Source organism: Ruegeria sp. AI2 (genome assembly GCF_056541275.1).
Genome location: NZ_JBQFYB010000001.1, coordinates 1,164,166 through 1,182,660 on the forward strand (window position 1 = coordinate 1,164,166; position 18,495 = coordinate 1,182,660).

The 18,495-nt window shown below is 59.0% G+C and carries 21 protein-coding genes; 8 read left to right on the plus strand and 13 right to left on the minus strand.

Going from position 1 to position 18,495, the window contains the following annotated elements:
* Window positions 1–22 precede the first annotated feature (22 nt).
* Window positions 23–304 carry a hypothetical protein gene (locus ACR0LL_RS05835; RefSeq protein WP_480584665.1) on the plus strand — a complete coding sequence of 94 codons (282 nt, stop codon included), beginning with the start codon at window positions 23–25 and terminating at the stop codon, window positions 302–304.
* Window positions 305–319: 15 nt separating this feature from the next.
* Here the strand turns inward: ACR0LL_RS05835 and ACR0LL_RS05840 are convergent, their stop codons facing one another.
* The 4 genes from ACR0LL_RS05840 to ACR0LL_RS05855 all read right to left on the minus strand — a co-directional run bounded on the left by ACR0LL_RS05840 (window position 320) and on the right by ACR0LL_RS05855 (window position 3,994).
* Entirely contained in the window at window positions 320–721 is a 402-nt protein-coding gene (locus tag ACR0LL_RS05840) for a DUF1499 domain-containing protein (RefSeq protein ID WP_480584668.1), read from the minus strand.
* 66 nt (window positions 722–787) lie between these two features.
* A complete protein-coding gene (speB, locus tag ACR0LL_RS05845) occupies window positions 788–1,735 on the minus strand; it encodes an agmatinase (RefSeq protein WP_480584671.1) in 948 nt (315 codons plus the stop codon).
* A gap of 89 nt (window positions 1,736–1,824) precedes the next feature.
* On the minus strand, window positions 1,825–2,799 hold the full coding sequence (speB, locus tag ACR0LL_RS05850; protein WP_480480570.1) for an agmatinase: 975 nt from the start codon (window positions 2,797–2,799) through the stop codon (window positions 1,825–1,827).
* A gap of 31 nt (window positions 2,800–2,830) precedes the next feature.
* Window positions 2,831–3,994: a M20 aminoacylase family protein gene (locus ACR0LL_RS05855; protein ID WP_209503692.1), complete on the minus strand. Its 1,164-nt coding sequence runs from the start codon at window positions 3,992–3,994 to the stop codon at window positions 2,831–2,833.
* Between the two features lie 66 nt (window positions 3,995–4,060).
* On the opposite strand from ACR0LL_RS05855, the gene mazG reads away from it, so the two are divergent.
* The 3 genes from mazG to ACR0LL_RS05870 are packed head-to-tail and all read left to right on the plus strand — an operon-like array spanning window position 4,061 to window position 6,369.
* Window positions 4,061–4,927, plus strand: coding sequence for a nucleoside triphosphate pyrophosphohydrolase (gene mazG / locus ACR0LL_RS05860; protein ID WP_480585284.1), 867 nt, complete (start codon window positions 4,061–4,063; stop codon window positions 4,925–4,927).
* A 54-nt stretch (window positions 4,928–4,981) separates the two neighbouring features.
* Window positions 4,982–5,923 (plus strand): nucleoside hydrolase, encoded by a 942-nt coding sequence (locus ACR0LL_RS05865; protein WP_480584672.1) that lies wholly within the window; start codon window positions 4,982–4,984, stop codon window positions 5,921–5,923.
* A complete protein-coding gene (locus ACR0LL_RS05870) occupies window positions 5,920–6,369 on the plus strand; it encodes a GNAT family N-acetyltransferase (RefSeq protein ID WP_267364554.1) in 450 nt (149 codons plus the stop codon). The genes ACR0LL_RS05865 and ACR0LL_RS05870 overlap by 4 nt, the downstream gene beginning before the upstream one ends.
* Here ACR0LL_RS05870 and ACR0LL_RS05875 read toward each other — a convergent pair.
* From ACR0LL_RS05875 to ACR0LL_RS05905, 7 genes are all read right to left on the minus strand, one after another.
* Window positions 6,366–6,530, minus strand: coding sequence for a hypothetical protein (locus tag ACR0LL_RS05875; RefSeq protein WP_480584675.1), 165 nt, complete (start codon window positions 6,528–6,530; stop codon window positions 6,366–6,368). The genes ACR0LL_RS05870 and ACR0LL_RS05875 overlap by 4 nt on opposite strands.
* Before the next feature lie 140 nt (window positions 6,531–6,670).
* Window positions 6,671–7,210 carry a GNAT family N-acetyltransferase gene (locus ACR0LL_RS05880; protein ID WP_480584677.1) on the minus strand — a complete coding sequence of 180 codons (540 nt, stop codon included), beginning with the start codon at window positions 7,208–7,210 and terminating at the stop codon, window positions 6,671–6,673.
* Between the two features lie 48 nt (window positions 7,211–7,258).
* Window positions 7,259–8,536, minus strand: a complete 1,278-nt coding sequence (gene eno, locus ACR0LL_RS05885; RefSeq protein WP_480584680.1) for a phosphopyruvate hydratase — start codon at window positions 8,534–8,536, stop codon at window positions 7,259–7,261.
* Window positions 8,537–8,672: 136 nt separating this feature from the next.
* The gene (locus ACR0LL_RS05890) at window positions 8,673–9,551 is read right to left on the minus strand and encodes a DMT family transporter (protein ID WP_267364551.1); all 879 of its coding nucleotides are present in this window, start codon (window positions 9,549–9,551) and stop codon (window positions 8,673–8,675) included.
* Window positions 9,552–9,686: 135 nt separating this feature from the next.
* The gene (locus ACR0LL_RS05895) at window positions 9,687–10,100 is read right to left on the minus strand and encodes a Fur family transcriptional regulator (protein WP_209503686.1); all 414 of its coding nucleotides are present in this window, start codon (window positions 10,098–10,100) and stop codon (window positions 9,687–9,689) included.
* A gap of 83 nt (window positions 10,101–10,183) precedes the next feature.
* Entirely contained in the window at window positions 10,184–10,888 is a 705-nt protein-coding gene (locus ACR0LL_RS05900) for an endonuclease/exonuclease/phosphatase family protein (RefSeq protein WP_267364547.1), read from the minus strand.
* Window positions 10,889–11,184: 296 nt separating this feature from the next.
* A complete protein-coding gene (locus ACR0LL_RS05905) occupies window positions 11,185–12,603 on the minus strand; it encodes a protein adenylyltransferase SelO (protein ID WP_480584683.1) in 1,419 nt (472 codons plus the stop codon).
* 85 nt (window positions 12,604–12,688) lie between these two features.
* Here ACR0LL_RS05905 and ACR0LL_RS05910 point away from each other — a divergent pair, with 85 nt between their 5' ends.
* Together ACR0LL_RS05910 and ACR0LL_RS05915 are read left to right on the plus strand one after the other, a co-directional pair.
* A complete protein-coding gene (locus ACR0LL_RS05910) occupies window positions 12,689–13,108 on the plus strand; it encodes a cupin domain-containing protein (RefSeq protein ID WP_480485391.1) in 420 nt (139 codons plus the stop codon).
* A gap of 90 nt (window positions 13,109–13,198) precedes the next feature.
* A complete protein-coding gene (locus tag ACR0LL_RS05915) occupies window positions 13,199–13,975 on the plus strand; it encodes an extensin-like domain-containing protein (protein ID WP_480584686.1) in 777 nt (258 codons plus the stop codon).
* Between the two features lie 27 nt (window positions 13,976–14,002).
* Here the strand turns inward: ACR0LL_RS05915 and ACR0LL_RS05920 are convergent, their stop codons facing one another.
* On the minus strand, window positions 14,003–15,124 hold the full coding sequence (locus ACR0LL_RS05920; RefSeq protein WP_480584689.1) for an anhydro-N-acetylmuramic acid kinase: 1,122 nt from the start codon (window positions 15,122–15,124) through the stop codon (window positions 14,003–14,005).
* A 279-nt stretch (window positions 15,125–15,403) separates the two neighbouring features.
* On the opposite strand from ACR0LL_RS05920, the gene tyrS reads away from it, so the two are divergent.
* Window positions 15,404–16,657, plus strand: a complete 1,254-nt coding sequence (gene tyrS / locus ACR0LL_RS05925) for a tyrosine--tRNA ligase (RefSeq protein WP_480493026.1) — start codon at window positions 15,404–15,406, stop codon at window positions 16,655–16,657.
* Between the two features lie 78 nt (window positions 16,658–16,735).
* Here the strand turns inward: tyrS and ACR0LL_RS05930 are convergent, their stop codons facing one another.
* The gene (locus tag ACR0LL_RS05930; RefSeq protein WP_480584692.1) at window positions 16,736–17,494 is read right to left on the minus strand and encodes a hypothetical protein; all 759 of its coding nucleotides are present in this window, start codon (window positions 17,492–17,494) and stop codon (window positions 16,736–16,738) included.
* Between the two features lie 220 nt (window positions 17,495–17,714).
* On the opposite strand from ACR0LL_RS05930, the gene ACR0LL_RS05935 reads away from it, so the two are divergent.
* Window positions 17,715–18,470, plus strand: a complete 756-nt coding sequence (locus ACR0LL_RS05935; protein WP_480545475.1) for a 3-hydroxyacyl-CoA dehydrogenase — start codon at window positions 17,715–17,717, stop codon at window positions 18,468–18,470.
* Window positions 18,471–18,495 lie beyond the last annotated feature (25 nt).

The window sequence follows — 18,495 nt, forward strand, 5'->3', positions numbered from 1 at the left end:
ACGTCATGCTAAGCTGGCGACCATGAAACGGGTTTTACTTGCTCTGCTGCTGACAACCACGCCTGCCCTCGCCGATTACATCGGCCCTGACGGCAAGACGCGGGATTGCTATTGCACCGACACATCCGGGTCTCGCATCGAACTGGGTGAAATGATCTGCCTTCAGGTCGACGGACGCATGTTCACCGCGCAATGCCAGATGTCCCTGAACGTTCCCATGTGGCGCGAGGTTCAGGAAGGGTGTTTGTCGTCCAAATTACAGAGTGAGCCTTTCAACCCCATAGATCTGGACGATGCGTCCTGACCGTGTGCGCAACGACTAGAATTGTGCCAACCACCCATCGACCCGCGCCTTGTTCACACCGAAATCCCTGCGACCGAACCGCAAACGGCCATGGATGCGCAGCGTGTCGCCGTCCTGCTGTACCGTGGTGTAGTCGGGAAAGCCGATCCATTTCGTGCGGGTAACATAGGTGATCATGCCCTCACTGACCGAACCCGCCAAAACCGTGGTGCGCGGCGTGGCTCGGGCAATCTCATCAAGACGCTGCAACCCGTCGGGACCGGTTTCAACAACGCGCAACACACCACCCGGCAAGTTCTGGCTTTCGGGCGAAACCAAAGCGACGTGCCACCGCGCAGGGTCTGACGGTGCCAGCCGGACATAGGCGCCCGCCCCAACCATAAGCGCAACCACCGCCCACAAAGCCATCCTTCTCATCCCGCTCTATCCTTTTTGGTGAACCCTAAGCGAGACAAAACCGGCGGCAAGACATTCCACCGCGTCTTACCGCGACGTCACACCCGGCAGGATACACAGCATCTCATAGATCAGGTTGGCTGCTGTCAGTGCAGTGTTGCCCGATGGATCATAAGGGGGTGAAACTTCGACCAAATCGCATCCCACTACGTTTACCCCATGCAGTGCATGGATCAGTTGCAGCGCTTGCGGTGTCGTCAGACCAGCGATTTCCGGCGTGCCGGTGCCCGGAGCGTATGCGGGATCAAGGCTGTCGATGTCGTACGAGATGTAAACCGGGTGGTCCCCAATGATCTTGCGAACCTGCGATCCGATCTGGGTCAGATTCTGCTGCCACAGCTCCCATGCGGGGAACTGGCGGAAGCCCCAGGCCTTGGCTTCGGTAAAATCCAAGGCCGCATAACCCGAGCCCCGAATGCCGATCTGGAACGTCTTGTCGGGAACAATCAACCCCTCTTCATAGGCGCGGCGGAAAACGGTGCCGTGGGTTTCGCGTTCACCGAACATCTCGTCATTCACATCGGCATGGGCATCCACATGCACCAGCGCCACGGGACCGTGTTTGGCCCTGATGGCTCGCAGGATCGGCAGGGTGATCGAATGATCGCCCCCCATCGCCACAGGGATCACGCCTTTCGCCAAAATGGCGTCATAGCTTTCCTTGATGATCCTGAGGCTGTCTGCAAGCGAGAAGGTGTTGATCGCCAGATCCCCAATATCGGCTATCTGCAAGCTGTCGAACGGGGCCGCTCTGGTGGCCATGTTATAGGGTCGGATCATCGCGCTTTCGCCGCGGATCTGCTTGGGGCCAAAGCGCGTGCCCGACCGCCACGACGTGCCAATATCCATCGGCACCCCCAACACCGCCACATCCAACCCCTCAAGCGAGGAGGCCTGCGGCAGGCGCATGAATGTGTTCGGCCCGGAAAACCGGGCCAGATCATTCCCGCTAAGTGGTTGGTTGAATTCGGTCATGTGCGTAATGGTCCCGTCCCTGTTCGTCACTTGATCCAGCACATACCTTAAGCATGGCTAACTGTTGGTTAACGTGAACCCTTGCGGGTTTACCCATCTGCTTTATCCAGCTTGTTCCACCCCAACAGGCAAATGATCTGCGTCGCCACATGGGCCCCAGCAATCGCTGTCGCACCTGAGGTGTCAAAGGGCGGCGATACTTCGACAACGTCCCCGCCCTTGATATTGATCCCGGCAATGTCGCGCAGGATGATTTGCGCCTGAATCGAGCTTAATCCACCCCAGACTGGCGTGCCCGTACCAGGGGCAAAAGCCGGGTCAAGACCGTCGATGTCAAAGCTGAGGTAAACGGGGCTGTCACCAAGAATGTTCTTGATCTTCTCTGCCACAGCAGCTGGTCCCGATTCATAAACCTCGCGCGCATCGATGATGTTCACGCCCAGCGTATCCTCGTTCGTCGTGCGAATACCCACCTGGACCGAGCGTTTCGGATCGACAATGCCCGACTTTACAGCCTTGTAGAACATTGTCCCGTGATCCACGCGGGACATGTCATCATCGGCCCATGTGTCGGTATGCGCATCGAATTGCAGCAGGGACATTGGCCCGAATTTCTCGGCATAGGCCTTGAGGATCGGAAAGCTGATATAGTGATCGCCACCCAGCGCAACCGACGCCACATCAGCAGCCAGAATGGTTCGGATGTGGTCGGTCAGCGTGTCAGGAAAGGCCGGGATATTGGCGTAATCATAAGCCATATCGCCATAATCCACGATCGCCAGTTCACTCAGCGCATCAAAGGGCCAGCCATAAGGCGCATCGGGCGACTGAAGTGCGCTGGCCTCACGGATCGCCCGAGGGCCAAGGCGCGTGCCGGGCCGGTTCGTAACTGCCTGATCAAACGGCACGCCAGTAACGGCGATGTCCACACCCTTCAGGTTCTTGGTGTAAAGCCGCCGCAGAAAAGACGTCGCCCCGCCGAACGTATTTTCATAAGACAACCCCTTGAGGTCCGGATTGGTGAATGCCTCATCCACCTGGTTTCTTGCGTCTTCGAGTGCCATGTCTTCTGTAGTCCCTTTCCCGAACCTTTTTTCAGCTCAACGGCTGCGCTTTTTCCACGATCCGCGCGAAAAACGACGCGCCCACCGGTGCAATTTCATCGTTAAAGTTGTATTTCGGATGATGCAGCCCTGCGCCTTCGCCCTGCCCCAGGAACAAATAAGCACCGGGGCGCTTTTGCAGCATATACGAGAAATCCTCAGCCCCCATCTCGCGCCCGGTATTGCCGGTGACCCGGTCGTCACCGGATATTTCACGCGCCACCTCGGTCGCAAAGCCCGCCTTTTCGGCATCATTGATGGTGGCTGGGTAATCGACATTGTATTCCAATCGCGCCTCGACCCCATAGGATTTGGCTTGTCCTTCGACAATCTCGGCCATGCGCCGCATCACCATCTGCTGGACGTTCGGATCGAACGTTCGGACGGTACCGTTGATATAGGCCGTATCCGGGATAACGTTGTTGACCGTGCCGGTGTGGATTTGCGTGACCGAAACGACAAGATCATCCAGCGCATAATGGTTGCGGCTGACAATGGTCTGAATGGCCTGCGCAATCCCACAGGCCGCCATAACCGGATCACGGGTTTCATGCGGCATCGCACCGTGACCGCCAACACCCTGAATATGCACTTCGAAAGTATCGACAGCCGCCATGATCGGCCCCGGCGTTGTATAGAATGTCCCTTCGGCAAATCCCGGCGCGTTGTGCAGCGCATAGACCTGCGAGATGTCGAACCGGTCCATGATGCCTTCTTCGACCATCACGCCAGCACCGCCGCCATCTTCCTCGGCGGGTTGAAAGATCAGCGCCACGCGACCGCTGAAATTTCGCGTCTCGGCCAGATAACGTGCCGCGCCCAGTAGCATGGTAGTATGCCCGTCATGGCCACAGGCATGCATCTTTCCGGGGTTCTGAGAGGCATAGTCAACGCCCGTTTCCTCGGTAATTGGCAACGCATCCATATCGGCGCGCAAGCCAATCGTCGGCCCGTCGCCCTGCCCGTTGATGATCGCGACCATCCCGGTCTTTGCGATCCCCTCATGCAACTCATCAACCCCGAACTCACGCAGACGTTCGGCCACAAAGGCTGCCGTTTCATGGCATTCGAATTCCAACTCGGGGATGGTATGCAGATACTGGCGCCATCTGGTCATGTCGGCAGAGAAATCGGCAATTCGGTTGACGACGGGCATCTGGGGTGGACTCCTGATCGGGACTGCGGAATGGATGCATCTGACACCGGAATGAAAGGGTTCGCAATGGCTGAAAATCCTCTGATCCATGACAGCAATGCAGGTATCGAACGGCTGCTGGAAATCATGCGCCGCCTGCGCGATCCGCAATCCGGCTGCCCGTGGGATATCGAACAGGATTTCGCAACCATCGCCCCCTATACGATCGAAGAGGCCTATGAGGTCGCGGACGCCATCGAACGTGAAGCTTTTGACGAGCTTAAGGGCGAGCTGGGGGATTTGCTTTTCCAATCCGTGTTTCACGCCCAAATGGCAGAAGAAGCAGGACATTTCACCTTTCAGGACGTGGTGCGCACCATGTCCGACAAGATGGTCAGCCGCCATCCGCATGTGTTTGGCGATGAATCCCGTGACAAGTCGGCCGACCAGCAAACCATAGATTGGGAAGCCATCAAAGCCGCCGAGCGGGCGGGCAAAGAACAAAAAGGTGCACTGGACGGTGTGGCCGCAAACCTGCCCGCCCTGTTGCGCGCGCATAAGCTGCAAAAACGTGCCGCTCGGGTGGGGTTCGACTGGCCTGACGCCAGCCATGTGCTGGCCAAGATCACCGAAGAAGCCGCCGAACTGGAAGAGGCGCGCGACAAAATGGATGCCGACGCGCTGGAAGACGAGTTCGGCGATCTGCTGTTCGTGATGGTCAATCTGGGCCGTCATCTTGGCATCGAACCCGAAGCCGCCCTGCGTCGCACCAATGCCAAGTTCACCCGTCGCTTTGAAAAGGTCGAAGCCCGGCTGGCCGAACGGGGCAAGACCCCCACGCAAAGCGATCTGGCCGAGATGGATGCGCTGTGGGACGAGGTCAAAACGGAAGAGCATCGCGCCAACGGCAAACTCCCGCCGGCGGATGCACTGGCGGCGACCAGAAACGGGTAGACAAGCGATCCGACACTTGCGAGTGTCCCACCTTCACGACCCCCGGAGACGCCCATGCCCCCTCGCAAGATCATCATCGACACCGATCCCGGTCAGGATGACGCCGTCGCCATACTGTTGGCGCTGGCCAGCCCGTACGAGATCGAGGTTCTGGGTATCACGGCCGTCGCGGGTAACGTCCCACTCGCCCTTACGGCCAAGAACGCCCGAATCGTTTGTGAATTGGCCGGACGTACGGATGTGCCGGTTTATGCGGGCTGCGACAAACCGCTGAACCGCCCGCTTGTAACCGCAGAACATGTGCACGGAAAAACCGGGCTGGATGGCCCGGTCCTGCCGGATCCGCAGATGCCCTTGGCTGAAGGTCACGCTGTGGACTTCATCATCGACACCCTGCGCTCTGAAGAATCTGGGACGGTGACCCTGTGTCCACTGGGGCCGCTGACAAACATCGCGACTGCATTTCGCAAAGCCCCCGATATTATCGACCGCGTGCAGGAAATCGTCTTGATGGGCGGGGCATATTTCGAAGTCGGTAACATCACCCCCACCGCTGAATTCAACATCTATGTCGACCCAGAAGCTGCTGATATCGTTTTTAAATCCGGAAGGCCAATCGTTGTCATGCCATTGGATGTCACACACAAAGCGCTGGTGACCAAATCACGAAACGACGCGTTCCGCGCATTGGACAGCAAGGTTGGACATGCCGTGGCCGAGATGACGGATTTCTTTGAACGCTTCGACAAAGAGAAATACGGCAGCGCAGGCGCCCCCCTGCACGACCCTTGCGTCACTGCCTATCTGATCCGCCCCGAGCTGTTTTCGGGTCGCTACGTGAATGTCGAGATTGAAACAGGGTCCGACCTGACCCTGGGCATGACCGTTGCGGATTGGTGGGGTGTCACCAACCGCGCACCAAATGCGTTGTTCATGGGGGAAATTGACGCTGACGGCTTTTTCACCTTGCTGACAGAAAGGCTGGCCAGATTATGAGCGCCGCCCTCCGCCTTGCGCGCCCCGAAGATCTGGATCGCCTTATGACGCTGGTCACCGCCTTTCATACCGAGGCCGGGCTGACACAGGACGCGGACAAGACACGCAATGCCCTCGCCCCCATGCTGGATGGCATCCCTCATGGCTGTGTCTATCTGATCGGGCCCGGGCGCGCGCCTTTGGGATATATCATCCTGACCTTTGGCTGGTCAGTCGAGTTCGGCGGCATGGACGGTTTCGTGGACGAGATCTATATACGCCCCGCCGTTCGGGGCCGCGGCATTGCCACCGAGGTTCTTTTGGACCTGCCCAAAGCTCTTGCCGGGGCAGGCCTGATGGCTCTTCATCTGGAAGTCGACCGAAACAATGAAACTGCCCAAAAGCTATATCTGCGCACCGGGTTCAGACAACGTGACAGGTATATGCTGATGAGCAAGGTACTTTAGCGCGACTCGCCGCGGAAGATATTTGCCGGATTCATGTCCTGAACCGGGTCATTCGACGAAACCTGTTCTCCGGTTATCGGATACGTTCCTGGACCCGCGCAGGCGGACAATACTGTGATGGACGTTGTGGCGACTATCAGAAGGAATTTGGATACAGACATCGTAGTCTCCTTTCTGCAATGAAGACAAACTACGGCATTCAGTGTGGACGTGATAAGTAACAAGTTCACACATAAGAATAGATAAGCCACATTTTTATTGTCAAACACCTCCAAAACAGACGGATATATCCCTGAAAACTCTAACTTTTCTCAGGCCCGCGTGTGTCTTTCTCAAATAGCGGCATCTCGAAAAAAAGCAGGTGGTCGCGTGCGATTTCAGGAGTTTGGTAATAGGCGTCGCGCAGGTGAAAGCCCAAAGACAGGTATAACCGAGTCGCCGCTTCCAGGGGTTTGCCGGTGTCCATTCGAATATAGTCGAACCCAAGATCTCGACACATTTCGATCAGCGAAAGCATGATGGCACAGCCTGCGCCGGTCCCTCTTGCTGCGTCAGTTACAAATACGCGTTTGATTTCAGCCACACCAGGCTCGTACGTGTGAAACATGCCACAGCCAACCGGTTTCCCATGCAGCAATGCCAGTTTGATCCCACCGTTCGGCGGCGTGTGTTCCGCGTCGATGTTGTCCATTACACGGGTGTATTTTTCGCTTGGGTAGAAGGCCTGAACGATTTGGGCGGTTCTTTCATCCAGTGCCAGCAGGAAATCCCTGTAATCCCAACACAAACGCCGAACCGCTTCAAACTGGTCCGGCGTTTCCGGTTCGATGATGTTCAGCACAATGCGACCCCCGGATTAAACCCAGGGGCCAGCCTAGCACCACGCGCGTTACTTGCGAAGGATCGACGCGCCTGCGTATTCCGCAACCTCGCCCAGTGATTCCTCGATGCGGATCAACTGGTTGTATTTGGCCAACCGGTCCGACCGCGCCAGCGAGCCAGTTTTGATCTGACCGCAATTGGTCGCCACCGCCAGATCAGCAATGGTGGCATCCTCGGTCTCGCCCGAACGGTGCGACATCACGTTTGTGTAACGCGCACGGTGCGCCATATCGACGGCGCGCAGAGTTTCGGTCAGCGAACCGATCTGGTTCACCTTGACCAGCATCGAGTTCGCGCAGCTGCGCTTGATCCCTTCGGCCAAGCGCGCCGGATTGGTCACAAACAGGTCGTCGCCCACCAACTGCACCTTGTCGCCGATGGCGTCGGTCAAGGCTTTCCAGCCGTCCCAATCATCCTCGGACATGCCGTCTTCGATCGAGATGATCGGATAGTCGTTGGCCAGCGCTGCCAGATAGGCTGCGTTTTCCTCGGACGTCAGGGTGATCCCCTCGCCCGCCAAAACGTATTTGCCGTCCTTGTAATACTCGGTCGCCGCGCAATCCAAGGCCAGGTGGATTTCTTCACCCGGTTTGTAGCCCGCCTTTTCGATGGATTTCAGGATGAAATCCAGCGCCTCGCGGGTGCTGGCGATGTTCGGGGCAAAACCGCCCTCGTCACCGACACCGGTGGCCAGACCGGCAGCCGACAGCTCTTTCTTCAGGGTGTGGAACACTTCGGACCCCATGCGCACCGCCTCGCGAATATTCGCGGCCGAGGTTGGCATGATCATGAATTCCTGAATGTCGATCGGGTTGTCAGCGTGTTCGCCGCCGTTGATGATATTCATCATCGGCACCGGCAGCACGCGAGCTGAGGTGCCGCCGACATAGCGATAAAGGGGCTGCGTGGTGAAATCGGCTGCTGCCTTTGCGGTGGCCAGCGACACGCCCAGAATGGCGTTGGCACCCAGACGGCCTTTGTTATTGGTTCCATCCAGTTCGATCATCGCCTGATCGATGGCCACTTGTTCTGTCGCGTCAAAACCCACCAGTTCCTCGGCGATCTCACCATTCACGGCGGCCACGGCTTCCAGAACCCCTTTGCCCATATAGCGGGATTTGTCGCCGTCGCGTTTTTCAACGGCTTCATGTGCACCGGTGGACGCACCGGACGGTACGGCGGCGCGGCCCATGGTGCCGTCTTCCAGAATCACGTCGACCTCGACCGTCGGGTTGCCCCGGCTGTCCAGAATTTCGCGCGCGTGGATGTCAATAATGGTGCTCATGAGGTCTGTCCCTATGGCTGCAGTCGGTTGCACGCGTCATAACAGCAACCGGCCAAAAGTAAACCGGTTCCGTTATCGCTAACACGCATATTTACCGACCTTTAGGGCTAACAGTTTGCTGTTTGCGCCAACAGGTTCACGCCGGGACCAGATTGCGCGCCAAACGTCGCTCGCGGATAAATGTATACAGGCCAGATCCGATGATCAGGCTCGCCCCAGCCATTGTCAGCGCGTCAGGGCGTTCACCGAACATCAGCATACCGGCAAGGATCGAAAACACCAGACGCGTGTAACGGAATGGCATCATGGCCGAAGCCTCGCCAACCCGCATGGCCGTGACGATGCCGTAATACCCTAGAACACCAAAACCGATCGCCCCCAGATACGGACCTGCCTGGCCGCTTTGTACCGGCACGAAGGGTGTTCCTGAAACAACCATCAACAGCAACCCGGCCAGCGCCACTGCGATATACGCCTGCATCGCCACAACGGATGAAGCCACCCGAACATCCAGCTTGCGCGTAATCAGATCACGCGCCGCAATCGCAAACACGGTCAGAACGACAAACAGCGAGTCCGGCTGAAACCCTTCCAATCCGGGGCGAATGATCATCAGAACACCGACAAAGCCGACACCAATGGCGCTCCAGCGGCGCCAGCCGACCTGCTCTCCCAGAAACAGGGCCGCGCCCATGGTCACGGCAAGCGGCATGGCCTGAAACACGGCGGCGACAGTGGACAGATCGATCAGCGACAGCGCGGTGACAAAGGTCACGGCACCGAATCCTTCTGTCCCTGCGCGCAGCATCGGCAGCAGTTTCCACGCCACGGGATCGAAGATGCGTTTGCGGGTGACCACCGACATCACCGCAAAGACAAGCCCGCAGAACACACCCAGACACACCATGATCTGACCGGTCGGCACAGCGCCCGACAGGAACTTGATGAACATATCCTCAAGCGAAAAGGCCGCCATCGAGCCGATCAGCAAAAGGATGCCGTTTACGTTATTCATGCGCGCGTCCACAGGAAAAGGGTACTTGGGGTGCAGTGTCCGGGCACATGAACCGCAACCAGCGACGTCTGGCAAGCCAATTCCCGACACGTTCAATGAATTAACGTGGTGGGGCCGTTCGCGATTTGTGATGGATCACTCCTGCTTGAGCGGTACGCCGTACAGTTCCAGCCGATGCCCTTTCAGCTTGTACCCAAGCTTGGCGGCGATCTTTTCCTGCAGGGCTTCGATCTCGGGATCGACAAATTCGATGACCTCGCCCGACTGCATGTCGATCAGGTGATCGTGGTGATCGCGCTCGGCATCCTCGTAACGGGCCCGCCCATCGCCGAACTCCAGACGCTCCAGAATACCGGCCTCTTCGAACAGTTTGACCGTACGATACACCGTCGCAATCGAGATGCCTGTGTCGATGGCAGAAGCACGTGCGTACAGTTCTTCGACATCCGGATGGTCGTCGCTTTGTTCCAATACCTGCGCGATGATCCTTCTTTGACCGGTCATGCGCAGACCCTTGGCCTCACAACGTCCAATAATCGTTTCCGACATGATGCCCCTCAGAATTGCTCGGGTGTCTGTCTTAGTATGTCTGCGCACTTTGCGCCACAGGGATTTCTTCTTTTCCGTTGAAGTTAAGCCACGCGCGCCAAATCAGCCCAGACCGGCAAATGATCCGATGCGATATGTGCAGGGCGCGCGTCATGGACACCATGCGCAGTGGCCCTGACGCCCGCGCCCAGCGCAATCCGGTCCAGCGCGCCCAGCGGCTGCGCGGCGGGAAAACTTGGCTTGGGGGGCAGGAAACGCATTTCCGGCGCGAGGTGATCCAGAATCGGCTGTCGGGACCATTCGTTGAAATCCCCCGCCCAGACAGTCGGCATCTGCTCCAGCTCTTTATCAAACCGCCTGATATGCGAGATCTGCTGACGTCGCGATGCAGGCAACAGCCCCAGATGCATACCCATCACCCGCAACGGCCCGATATGGGTATCAAATTCGACACGGACCGCGCCGCGCGGTTCAAGCCCGGGCAATTCGTGATGTCCGGTCCGCCGGACCGAAAGGCCCTCGCCACGCCAGATCACCGCGTTGCCATGCCAGCCCAGACTACCGGCACCGCCCAGATCAACGATCTGCCACCCCGCTTCATCCAGCATGAAATGCGGCAGGGCCGCCGGGCGCGGCGGCAGACGTTTGTCGGCCTCCTGCAACACAACGATATCGGCCTGCATATGTTCGATGACCTGCAAAATGCGCTGTGGCTGGCGCCGGAAATCCAGCCCGAGGCATTTCTGAATGTTATAGCTGGCAATGCGAAGGGTGGAAGATGACTGCATATAAATCTGACCAGTGGGCTTGACCCAAAGTGACACGCCTGCCGCTGGACGCAACCCTTCAGTTTCACTTCGTAGCAACGGCAACCGGGGAAGTCGCCTTGGAATGGTATTTCGCTTAAAAACCCGGCACGTGACGCGGCCGGAAACAAATGGGTTTCCCCTCAATTCATCCGGGAGCGGCAGGACGGAAGTGCCGCAGTTTCAGCGCATCCAACACCGATTTAGACCGGACAAAACAATTCGCCCCTCCCAGCGAAACCATACCGCACCGAGCGACTACCAGAGATGTTTGACCGTCACGTACCGCAGAACGTGGCGTGCACGACCTCGTTATCGGTCGGGGGCCGTTTCAGATCCTCCGCATCTGCCTGATCGTCGTAAGGCCGCGCGAGGACGGCGTTCAGCCGATGGAACGGCTGGTAATCCCCCGCCACCGCTGATTGGATCAACTGCTCGACCCGGTGATTGCGCGGAATAAAGACCGGGTTCGCCGCGGTCATCACGTCATGCGGTGACGCCTCACGTGCCAAGCGAGCACGCCAGCCCTCTGCCCAGCTGTCAAAGGCCTGCGGGTCGATATACTGATCGCGCGTGGTATCTTTGCCCAGCGCACGGAAGGTGTTGGTGAAATCAGCCTGCCCCTCGGCCATGCGTTTTAGCAGATCGGTGATCAGCGCCTGATCGCCTTCTTCAGCGGTCGTCAGTCCGACCTTTGCCCGGAACCGGGTCAACCAGTTCAGTTGCAGCAGGTCCGGCATGGCATGCACGATCTCAGTCGCCTCCTCAACAGCCGCGTCCTTGTTGTCCATCTGCTGGATCAGTGAGGTTGCCAGCTGCGCCAGATTCCACACTGCAATATCTGGCTGGTTGGCATAGGCATAACGGCCCATCCGATCTATCGAGCTGTAGACCGTATTGGGGTGATAAACGTCCATGAAGGCACAGGGGCCATAATCGATGGTCTCACCCGCGATCGAGCAATTGTCGGTGTTCATGACCCCATGGATAAAGCCCACGCTCATCCACTGCGCGATCAGCCGAGCCTGCGCATCCCGAACGGCCCGCAACAGGCCCATTGGCCCTTCGGCCCCGGGAAAGTGGCGCGCGATGGCGTAGTCTGTCAGGCACCGCAGATTGTCCAACTGCCCCCGAGCAGCAAAGACCTGAAAGGTACCCACCCGCAAATGGCTGGTTGCAACCCGGGTTAGCACCCCACCGGGCATCGGACCCTCCCGGAACACGGTTTCACCGGTCTCTACCGCCGCCAGCGCGCGTGTTGTGGGGATGCCCAGCGCGTGCATCGCCTCGGACACCACGTATTCGCGCAGAACCGGACCCAGCCACGCCCTGCCGTCGCCCCGACGCGAAAACGGCGTCGGGCCCGAGCCTTTCAGCTGAACATCCCGCCGCACACCATCCGTTCCGACAGTTTCGCCCAACAGCACCGCGCGCCCGTCCCCAAGCTGAGGGTTGTACTGGCCAAACTGATGCCCGGAATAAAGCTGCGCGATGGGGTCCGCACCATCGGGGATGCGATTACCTGCAAAGGCTTCCGCCATCTCTTGCACGTCGCCCGGATGGACCTGCAACAGCCGTGCCAGATCATCATTGAACGCGATCAACTTGGGCGCGCGTACAGGCGCCGGATTCTGTCGCGCAAAAAACGCGTCCGGCAGGCGGGCATATGAGTTATCGAATGGAATGGTCAGTGTCATGCGGCAAACATATTCCCCGTGCGCACGAATACCATAGCGGATCACACCTTGCCGTGCATAATCGCGTCAAACACACGAGGGCCACATGACCGCACAAGAGATCATCGACCGCCTGAACCTGCAACCTCACCCCGAGGGCGGCTGGTACGCGGAAACCTGGCGCGCCGAGAACAAGGGCCGCCCGACCGGCACCTGTATCTACTTCTTGCTGCAGGCGGGGGAAAGCAGCCACTGGCACCGGGTCGACGCGACCGAGATCTGGCTCTACCACGCGGGCGCGCCATTAATCCTGTCCTTGAGCGCAACAGACAAGGGCCCGGCGGTTGACCATGTGCTGTCACCCGATTTGTCTCGGGGCGCACCGCAACTGATTGTTCCCACCGGCCATTGGCAGGCCGCGCGCAGCACCGGTGATTACACGCTGGTCAGTTGTACAGTGTCTCCCGGATTTCAATTCGATGGGTTCCAACTGGCAGAACCTGGGTTTGATATCCCTCGGGGATAGGTTGATCTGGGGATGCTCTGAAAAGGTGAGTTTACAGAAAGTTACGCATTTATCATTCTGTAAACGCAACCGCAGGTATCGGAGCATCGGGTGATTGTGAAACACATCTTTCTGGTCCTTCTGCTTCTGTTCGCAAGCACCTGTCTTGCGAGCGCCGAGACCGCCTGTGCAGAATCCCCCCATTCATCCGAATTGGCACTACCCGATTTGGAGGAGGAAGACTCAACCGAACACATCGAACCTGCTGCGACTGTTGAACCTGCGGTGCTGATCTCGAAACGCCCTGCGCTGCGCCCTTGCAAGTTCCGCCGGTTTGAAGTGGGTCGTCAGCGTATGCGCGACCGCGGCGCGGTCTGTGGCGACTGGACCATTCTGGGCGAAACCCGCGCGTCTTTGGCTGGAAAAGCGCAGGGTTGCGGCATCGCCAACCCGGTCCGGATTTACAGAATTTCGGACGTTGCGCTCAGCCAGTTTTCGCTGATGGACTGTCAGACAGCTGTCACGCTGAAAACGTGGATCGAAAACGTCGCCAAACCCGTCTTCGCTGATCTGGGTGGTGGGCTCAAGGGGATGCGCGTTGTTGGCCACTATGCCTGCAAGACGCAGAACAGCCAGCCCTATGCGCGCATTTCCGAACATGCGCGGGGTCGGGCCATCGATATCTCGACCTTCGTGTTGCAGGACGGAACGCAGATCACCATTCAGGACGGGTGGAGCGATACCGATCAAAGCGCCGTGTTACGAGAGTTGCACAGCGGAGCCTGTGGCCTGTTCGGGACTGTTCTTGGTCCTGACGCTGACCGGTATCACAAAGGGCATTTTCACTTCGACACAGCCCGACGCAGTGGCAAGCCTGTGTGTCGATAACGCGTTAGCCAGTACCTGGATGTAGCCTCAACCCACCGGTTGAACGCTCACTGAACTGACCATGCCGCCGCCTACCAGCGCTTTCACCCCGGTTGTTCCGGGGCACGAGGTTGGCAATCCCCGCGCCACGCGCACGGCTAGATAGGCAAAAGCCTGCGCCTCGAGCATGTCGCCGTCCAGCCCCACGGCCTCGACCGGTTCGACAGGGCAGTCGAGAGATACGCGCAGCATCTCCATCAACACCGGATTGCGCCGTCCACCGCCTGTAACCAGCACGCAAGACGGCGGTTGCGGACAGTGTTCCATCCCCTGCACCACCCCCGCTGCGCACATCCCGGTCAGGGTCGCCACCGCGTCAGCGTCACCCAGTTCTTTCACCAGGTCGATCATCTCAGAGAAATCATTCCGGTCCAGCGACTTGGGCGGCATGCGTGCGAAGAAAGGCTCAGCCAGGAACAGCTCCAGCGCACCCATTTCGACGGTGCCATTGCGCGCAACCGCACCATCCCGGTCCATCGGCTGCCCCAGCCGGGCCTGCATCAGGTCATCGACCGGTGCATTCGCCGGCCCCGTATCAAAGGCAAGCAGCGCCCCCGGCGCCTCGGGACCATCAAAGCTTGGGTCCACATAGGTCAGATTACCAACACCGCCCAGGTTCAGAAAGCACAACGGGCGGTCCGCACCAAACCACTTGGCGCAAGCAAAGTGAAAAAACGGCGCCAGCGGAGCACCCTCGCCCCCCATCGCCACGTCATCGCTTCGGAAGTCCCAAACCACCGGGCGCCCCAAAGCCTGCGCCAGACCAAGACCATCGCCCACCTGCAATGTCCCGCGCCCGCGCGGTTCATGCGCCAGCGTCTGGCCGTGAAAGCCGATCAGATCCACGTCTTCGAACTCGGACAGCGCCTCGGCATGGGCAAAGGTCACCATCTCAGCTGCCGCATCGACTTGCGGGCCGTGCCATTGCCCCAAAGCCGCCCGCAGAATTTCGCGTTCGGCTTCGGTATAGGCGCGATAACCGCTTTTCCCGAATCCAGCGATGGAGTGCCCGTCGGTTTCCACCACCGCAGCGTCCACCCCGTCCAGCGACGTACCGGACATCGCGCCCAATGCCCGAACCATTCCGTGTTTCTTGATGGCTTGGCCCACGCCTGCCTCCTGATCTGGCAATGTTTCCGCCGTGCCCGGGGTTTCCGGACTTCACCTCTGGGTTGCAGCTTGGTCAAGGTGCTTTTGTTATGCCGCCTTGGCAAGCCTTCTGATTGGGCGCGTCGGTTTTTTTCCGACGTCGCGCTTCAGGATCAACACCCCGGCCATCAAGGTGCGCGCGCATATCACGGCACGCGCTTTTAGAGTGAAAAGGTGGCTTTTCCTCATCCGCAGCGCCGCCTATACAGTGCCCCGCAACACAAACCCCGAGGGCACGATATGACCTACCACCCCAAATCGGATTTCATCGCCACGATGATCGAGCGCGGCTTCCTCGCCGACTGCACCGATTATCAGGGCCTTGACGACGCGCTGATCAGTGGGTGCAAGCCGGCCTATATCGGCTTTGATGCAACGGCCAAGTCGTTGCATGTGGGCAGCCTGATCCAGATCATGATGCTGCGCTGGTTCCAGAAGACCGGTCATCAGCCGATCACCCTTATGGGCGGCGGCACCACCAAGGTGGGCGACCCCTCGTTCCGCGCGGATGAACGCCCCCTGCTGGGTCCCGAACAGATCGACGAAAACATCGCGGGCATCAAAAAGGTGTTCGCGGCCTATATCGATTACGACACTGACGCCGAAAACAAGGCACTGATGTTGAACAATGCCGAATGGCTGGATGATCTGAATTACCTCGATTTCCTGCGCGACATCGGGCGGCATTTTTCGGTCAACCGGATGCTCAGCTTTGAATCGGTGAAATCCCGGCTGGATCGCGAACAGTCGCTGTCGTTTCTCGAGTTCAACTACATGATCCTGCAAGCCTATGACTTTCTGGAGCTGAACCGCCGCTATGGCTGTGTTCTGCAAATGGGCGGCAGCGACCAGTGGGGCAACATTGTCAACGGTATCGACCTGACACGCCGGGTGCTGGATCACGAAATCTACGGCCTGACCTCTCCCTTGTTGACCACCAGCGACGGCAAGAAGATGGGCAAATCGCAGGATGGCGCGGTCTGGCTGAACGCCGAGATGCGCTCGCCCTATGAATTCTGGCAGTTCTGGCGCAACACCACCGATGCGGATGTCGGGCGGTTCCTGAAGCTCTATACCGAATTGCCGGTGGATGAATGTGACCGTCTTGGCGCGCTTGCCGGGTCCGAGGTCAATGAGGCCAAAATCCGCCTCGCCAATGAGGTGACAGCCCTTCTCCACGGGGCGCAAGCTGCGGCAACGGCCGAAGCCACGGCCCGTGAAGTGTTCGAAAAAGGTGGCGTTGGAGACGATCTGCCCACCCTGACCCTCAGCGCGGACGAGCTGGGCGACGGCATGTCCATCGTGCAGATCATTGTCAAATCAGGCCTCGCCAAATCCGGCAAAGAGGCCAAGCGCCTGATTGCTGAAAACGGGGCCAAACTGGACGACGCTCCGCTGACGGATGCAGGTTTGATGATCGACGCGGGCGCATTGTCATCCCCGATCAAGCTGAGTGCAGGCAAGAAACGCCACGCATTGGTGCAACTGGGCTGACGCCCCTTTCACCTTTGATTGCAAAGCAGGAAACGGCCACCCGATTGGGTGGCCGTATCTATTTTGGAATAGGCAAGGCTACTGACGTCCCTTTCCGCGACCGGGCCGGTCGCTTTCGCCCTCGTCGTCGTTGGCGTTGTTTCCGCGACCCGGACTGCTGCCCTCGCCGCCGTTGCCGCCGCCATTGTTACCCTTATCGCCACCTTTGCCGCCGCCGTTATGGCCCTTTCCGCCGCCGTTATTGCCTTTGCCACCGCCGGGTTCTCCACCGCCACCGCCGGGTTCTCCACCCCCACCGCCGGGCTCTCCACCGCCGCCGCCGGGCTCTCCACCGCCGCCAGGTTCTCCGCCGCCACCGCCGGGCTCTCCACCACCGCCGCCGGGTTCTCCACCGCCACCGCCGGGCTGTCCACCGCCACCACCGGGTTCTTGGCCGCCGTTGTCAGGTTCTCCGCCACCACCGGGGCCGTCAGGACTGGCCGCGTTCGCAAATCCCGCCCCGCCGGGTTCTGAACCGCGACTTTCACCCCGATTCTCTGCCAGACCGGACAGGCTTGCCGTTGGCACATCTGTCAGCAAAGCGGCCAGGCCCGGGCATTGCGCCCCGGTAACGCGCAGCGTTGTCTCAAAATCCGGTCGCTTCTGAAGTCTGTCCAGAAAGCTCGGGGTCACCTGAACACAATCGCAAAGACCGGCATAGTCGCCTGCATTCGCAAGATTTCGAGCCGTTTTCCAGTTACACGTTTCCGGCGCTGCAACAGCACTGCCGGCAACCACAATCCCAAAGACAGGTGCAGCCAGAACAGCGCCCAGTGTTTGTTTCTTACCATTTACCATATCGGAACCTCCTGACGAAAAAACACGCAATGGCTATGATTACTTCGTTCACGAACAGGAGCGTTTTCGTGAAGCGCGGATTAAGATGCCTTAAAGATGCGTATTGACCCGGCGGCGGTCAGTCCGCCCCGCCCCTTTAGGCGTTCAGGCTCAAAGATGTGGACACCGCCCCTGCAAAGCAGTTATTGAACAGTTGTTCATATCCTAGGGAGGAGTTCCGATGCACTTGTCCACCACAGCCGCTCTTGTCACCGGCGGCGCATCCGGTCTGGGCGAAGCCACCGCCCGTCACTTTGCCGCGCAGGGCGCGCAAGTCACTATTCTGGACCGTGACGCGGACCGTGGCGCTCAAGTCGCCTCCGAAATCGGCGGATATTTTGCGCTGACGGATGTAACCGACGAAACCTCGGTCGCAGCTGCCGTGCGCCACGGCATGGACAAGATGGGCAAGATCACCGCGACTGTGAACTGCGCGGGTATCGCTTATGGAATCAAGACGGTTGGCAAGGATGGGCCCCACCCGCTGGACGCGTTCCAGCGCACGATCGACATCAATCTTGTCGGCACATTCAACGTCTCAAGGCTGGCCGCTGCCGAGATGGCAAAGAATGAACCCGAACCGGACGGTGGGCGCGGTGTGATCATCAACACTGCATCTATTGCCGCATTCGACGGCCAAAAGGGACAGGCGGCATACGCTGCATCGAAAGGCGGTGTGGTTGGTATGACCCTGCCAATGGCCCGCGATCTGGCCTCGACCGGGATTCGCGTCATGACCATTGCGCCGGGTATCTTTATGACCCCGATGCTGGCGGGCCTTCCTGAAGACGTGCAGAAACAACTGGCCGCCGACGTCCCGAACCCGGCCCGCCTGGGCGACCCTAAGGAATACGGGCGGCTGGCCGGTTTCATCGTTGAAATGGGCTACCTGAACGGCGAGGTCATCCGCATCGACGGCGCTCTGCGGATGCGGTAAGACAGCTCTATGTCGGAGCGCCAGA

Bases quoted from the DNA above. Each gene is read 5' to 3' on its own strand.
- ACR0LL_RS05855 (WP_209503692.1), bottom strand. From the start codon at position 3,994: ATGCCCGTCGTCAACCGAATTGCCGATTTCTCTGCCGACATGACCAGA.
- ACR0LL_RS05835 (WP_480584665.1), top strand. From the start codon at position 23: ATGAAACGGGTTTTACTTGCTCTGCTGCTGACAACCACGCCTGCCCTC.
- speB (WP_480480570.1), bottom strand. From the start codon at position 2,799: ATGGCACTCGAAGACGCAAGAAACCAGGTGGATGAGGCATTCACCAAT.
- ACR0LL_RS05865 (WP_480584672.1), top strand. From the start codon at position 4,982: ATGCCCCCTCGCAAGATCATCATCGACACCGATCCCGGTCAGGATGAC.
- speB (WP_480584671.1), bottom strand. From the start codon at position 1,735: ATGACCGAATTCAACCAACCACTTAGCGGGAATGATCTGGCCCGGTTT.
- ACR0LL_RS05905 (WP_480584683.1), bottom strand. From the start codon at position 12,603: ATGACACTGACCATTCCATTCGATAACTCATATGCCCGCCTGCCGGAC.
- ACR0LL_RS05935 (WP_480545475.1), top strand. From the start codon at position 17,715: ATGCACTTGTCCACCACAGCCGCTCTTGTCACCGGCGGCGCATCCGGT.
- ACR0LL_RS05895 (WP_209503686.1), bottom strand. From the start codon at position 10,100: ATGTCGGAAACGATTATTGGACGTTGTGAGGCCAAGGGTCTGCGCATG.
- tyrS (WP_480493026.1), top strand. From the start codon at position 15,404: ATGACCTACCACCCCAAATCGGATTTCATCGCCACGATGATCGAGCGC.
- eno (WP_480584680.1), bottom strand. From the start codon at position 8,536: ATGAGCACCATTATTGACATCCACGCGCGCGAAATTCTGGACAGCCGG.
- mazG (WP_480585284.1), top strand. From the start codon at position 4,061: ATGGCTGAAAATCCTCTGATCCATGACAGCAATGCAGGTATCGAACGG.
- ACR0LL_RS05910 (WP_480485391.1), top strand. From the start codon at position 12,689: ATGACCGCACAAGAGATCATCGACCGCCTGAACCTGCAACCTCACCCC.
- ACR0LL_RS05890 (WP_267364551.1), bottom strand. From the start codon at position 9,551: ATGAATAACGTAAACGGCATCCTTTTGCTGATCGGCTCGATGGCGGCC.
- ACR0LL_RS05870 (WP_267364554.1), top strand. From the start codon at position 5,920: ATGAGCGCCGCCCTCCGCCTTGCGCGCCCCGAAGATCTGGATCGCCTT.
- ACR0LL_RS05840 (WP_480584668.1), bottom strand. From the start codon at position 721: ATGAGAAGGATGGCTTTGTGGGCGGTGGTTGCGCTTATGGTTGGGGCG.
- ACR0LL_RS05930 (WP_480584692.1), bottom strand. From the start codon at position 17,494: ATGGTAAATGGTAAGAAACAAACACTGGGCGCTGTTCTGGCTGCACCT.
- ACR0LL_RS05900 (WP_267364547.1), bottom strand. From the start codon at position 10,888: ATGCAGTCATCTTCCACCCTTCGCATTGCCAGCTATAACATTCAGAAA.
- ACR0LL_RS05875 (WP_480584675.1), bottom strand. From the start codon at position 6,530: ATGTCTGTATCCAAATTCCTTCTGATAGTCGCCACAACGTCCATCACA.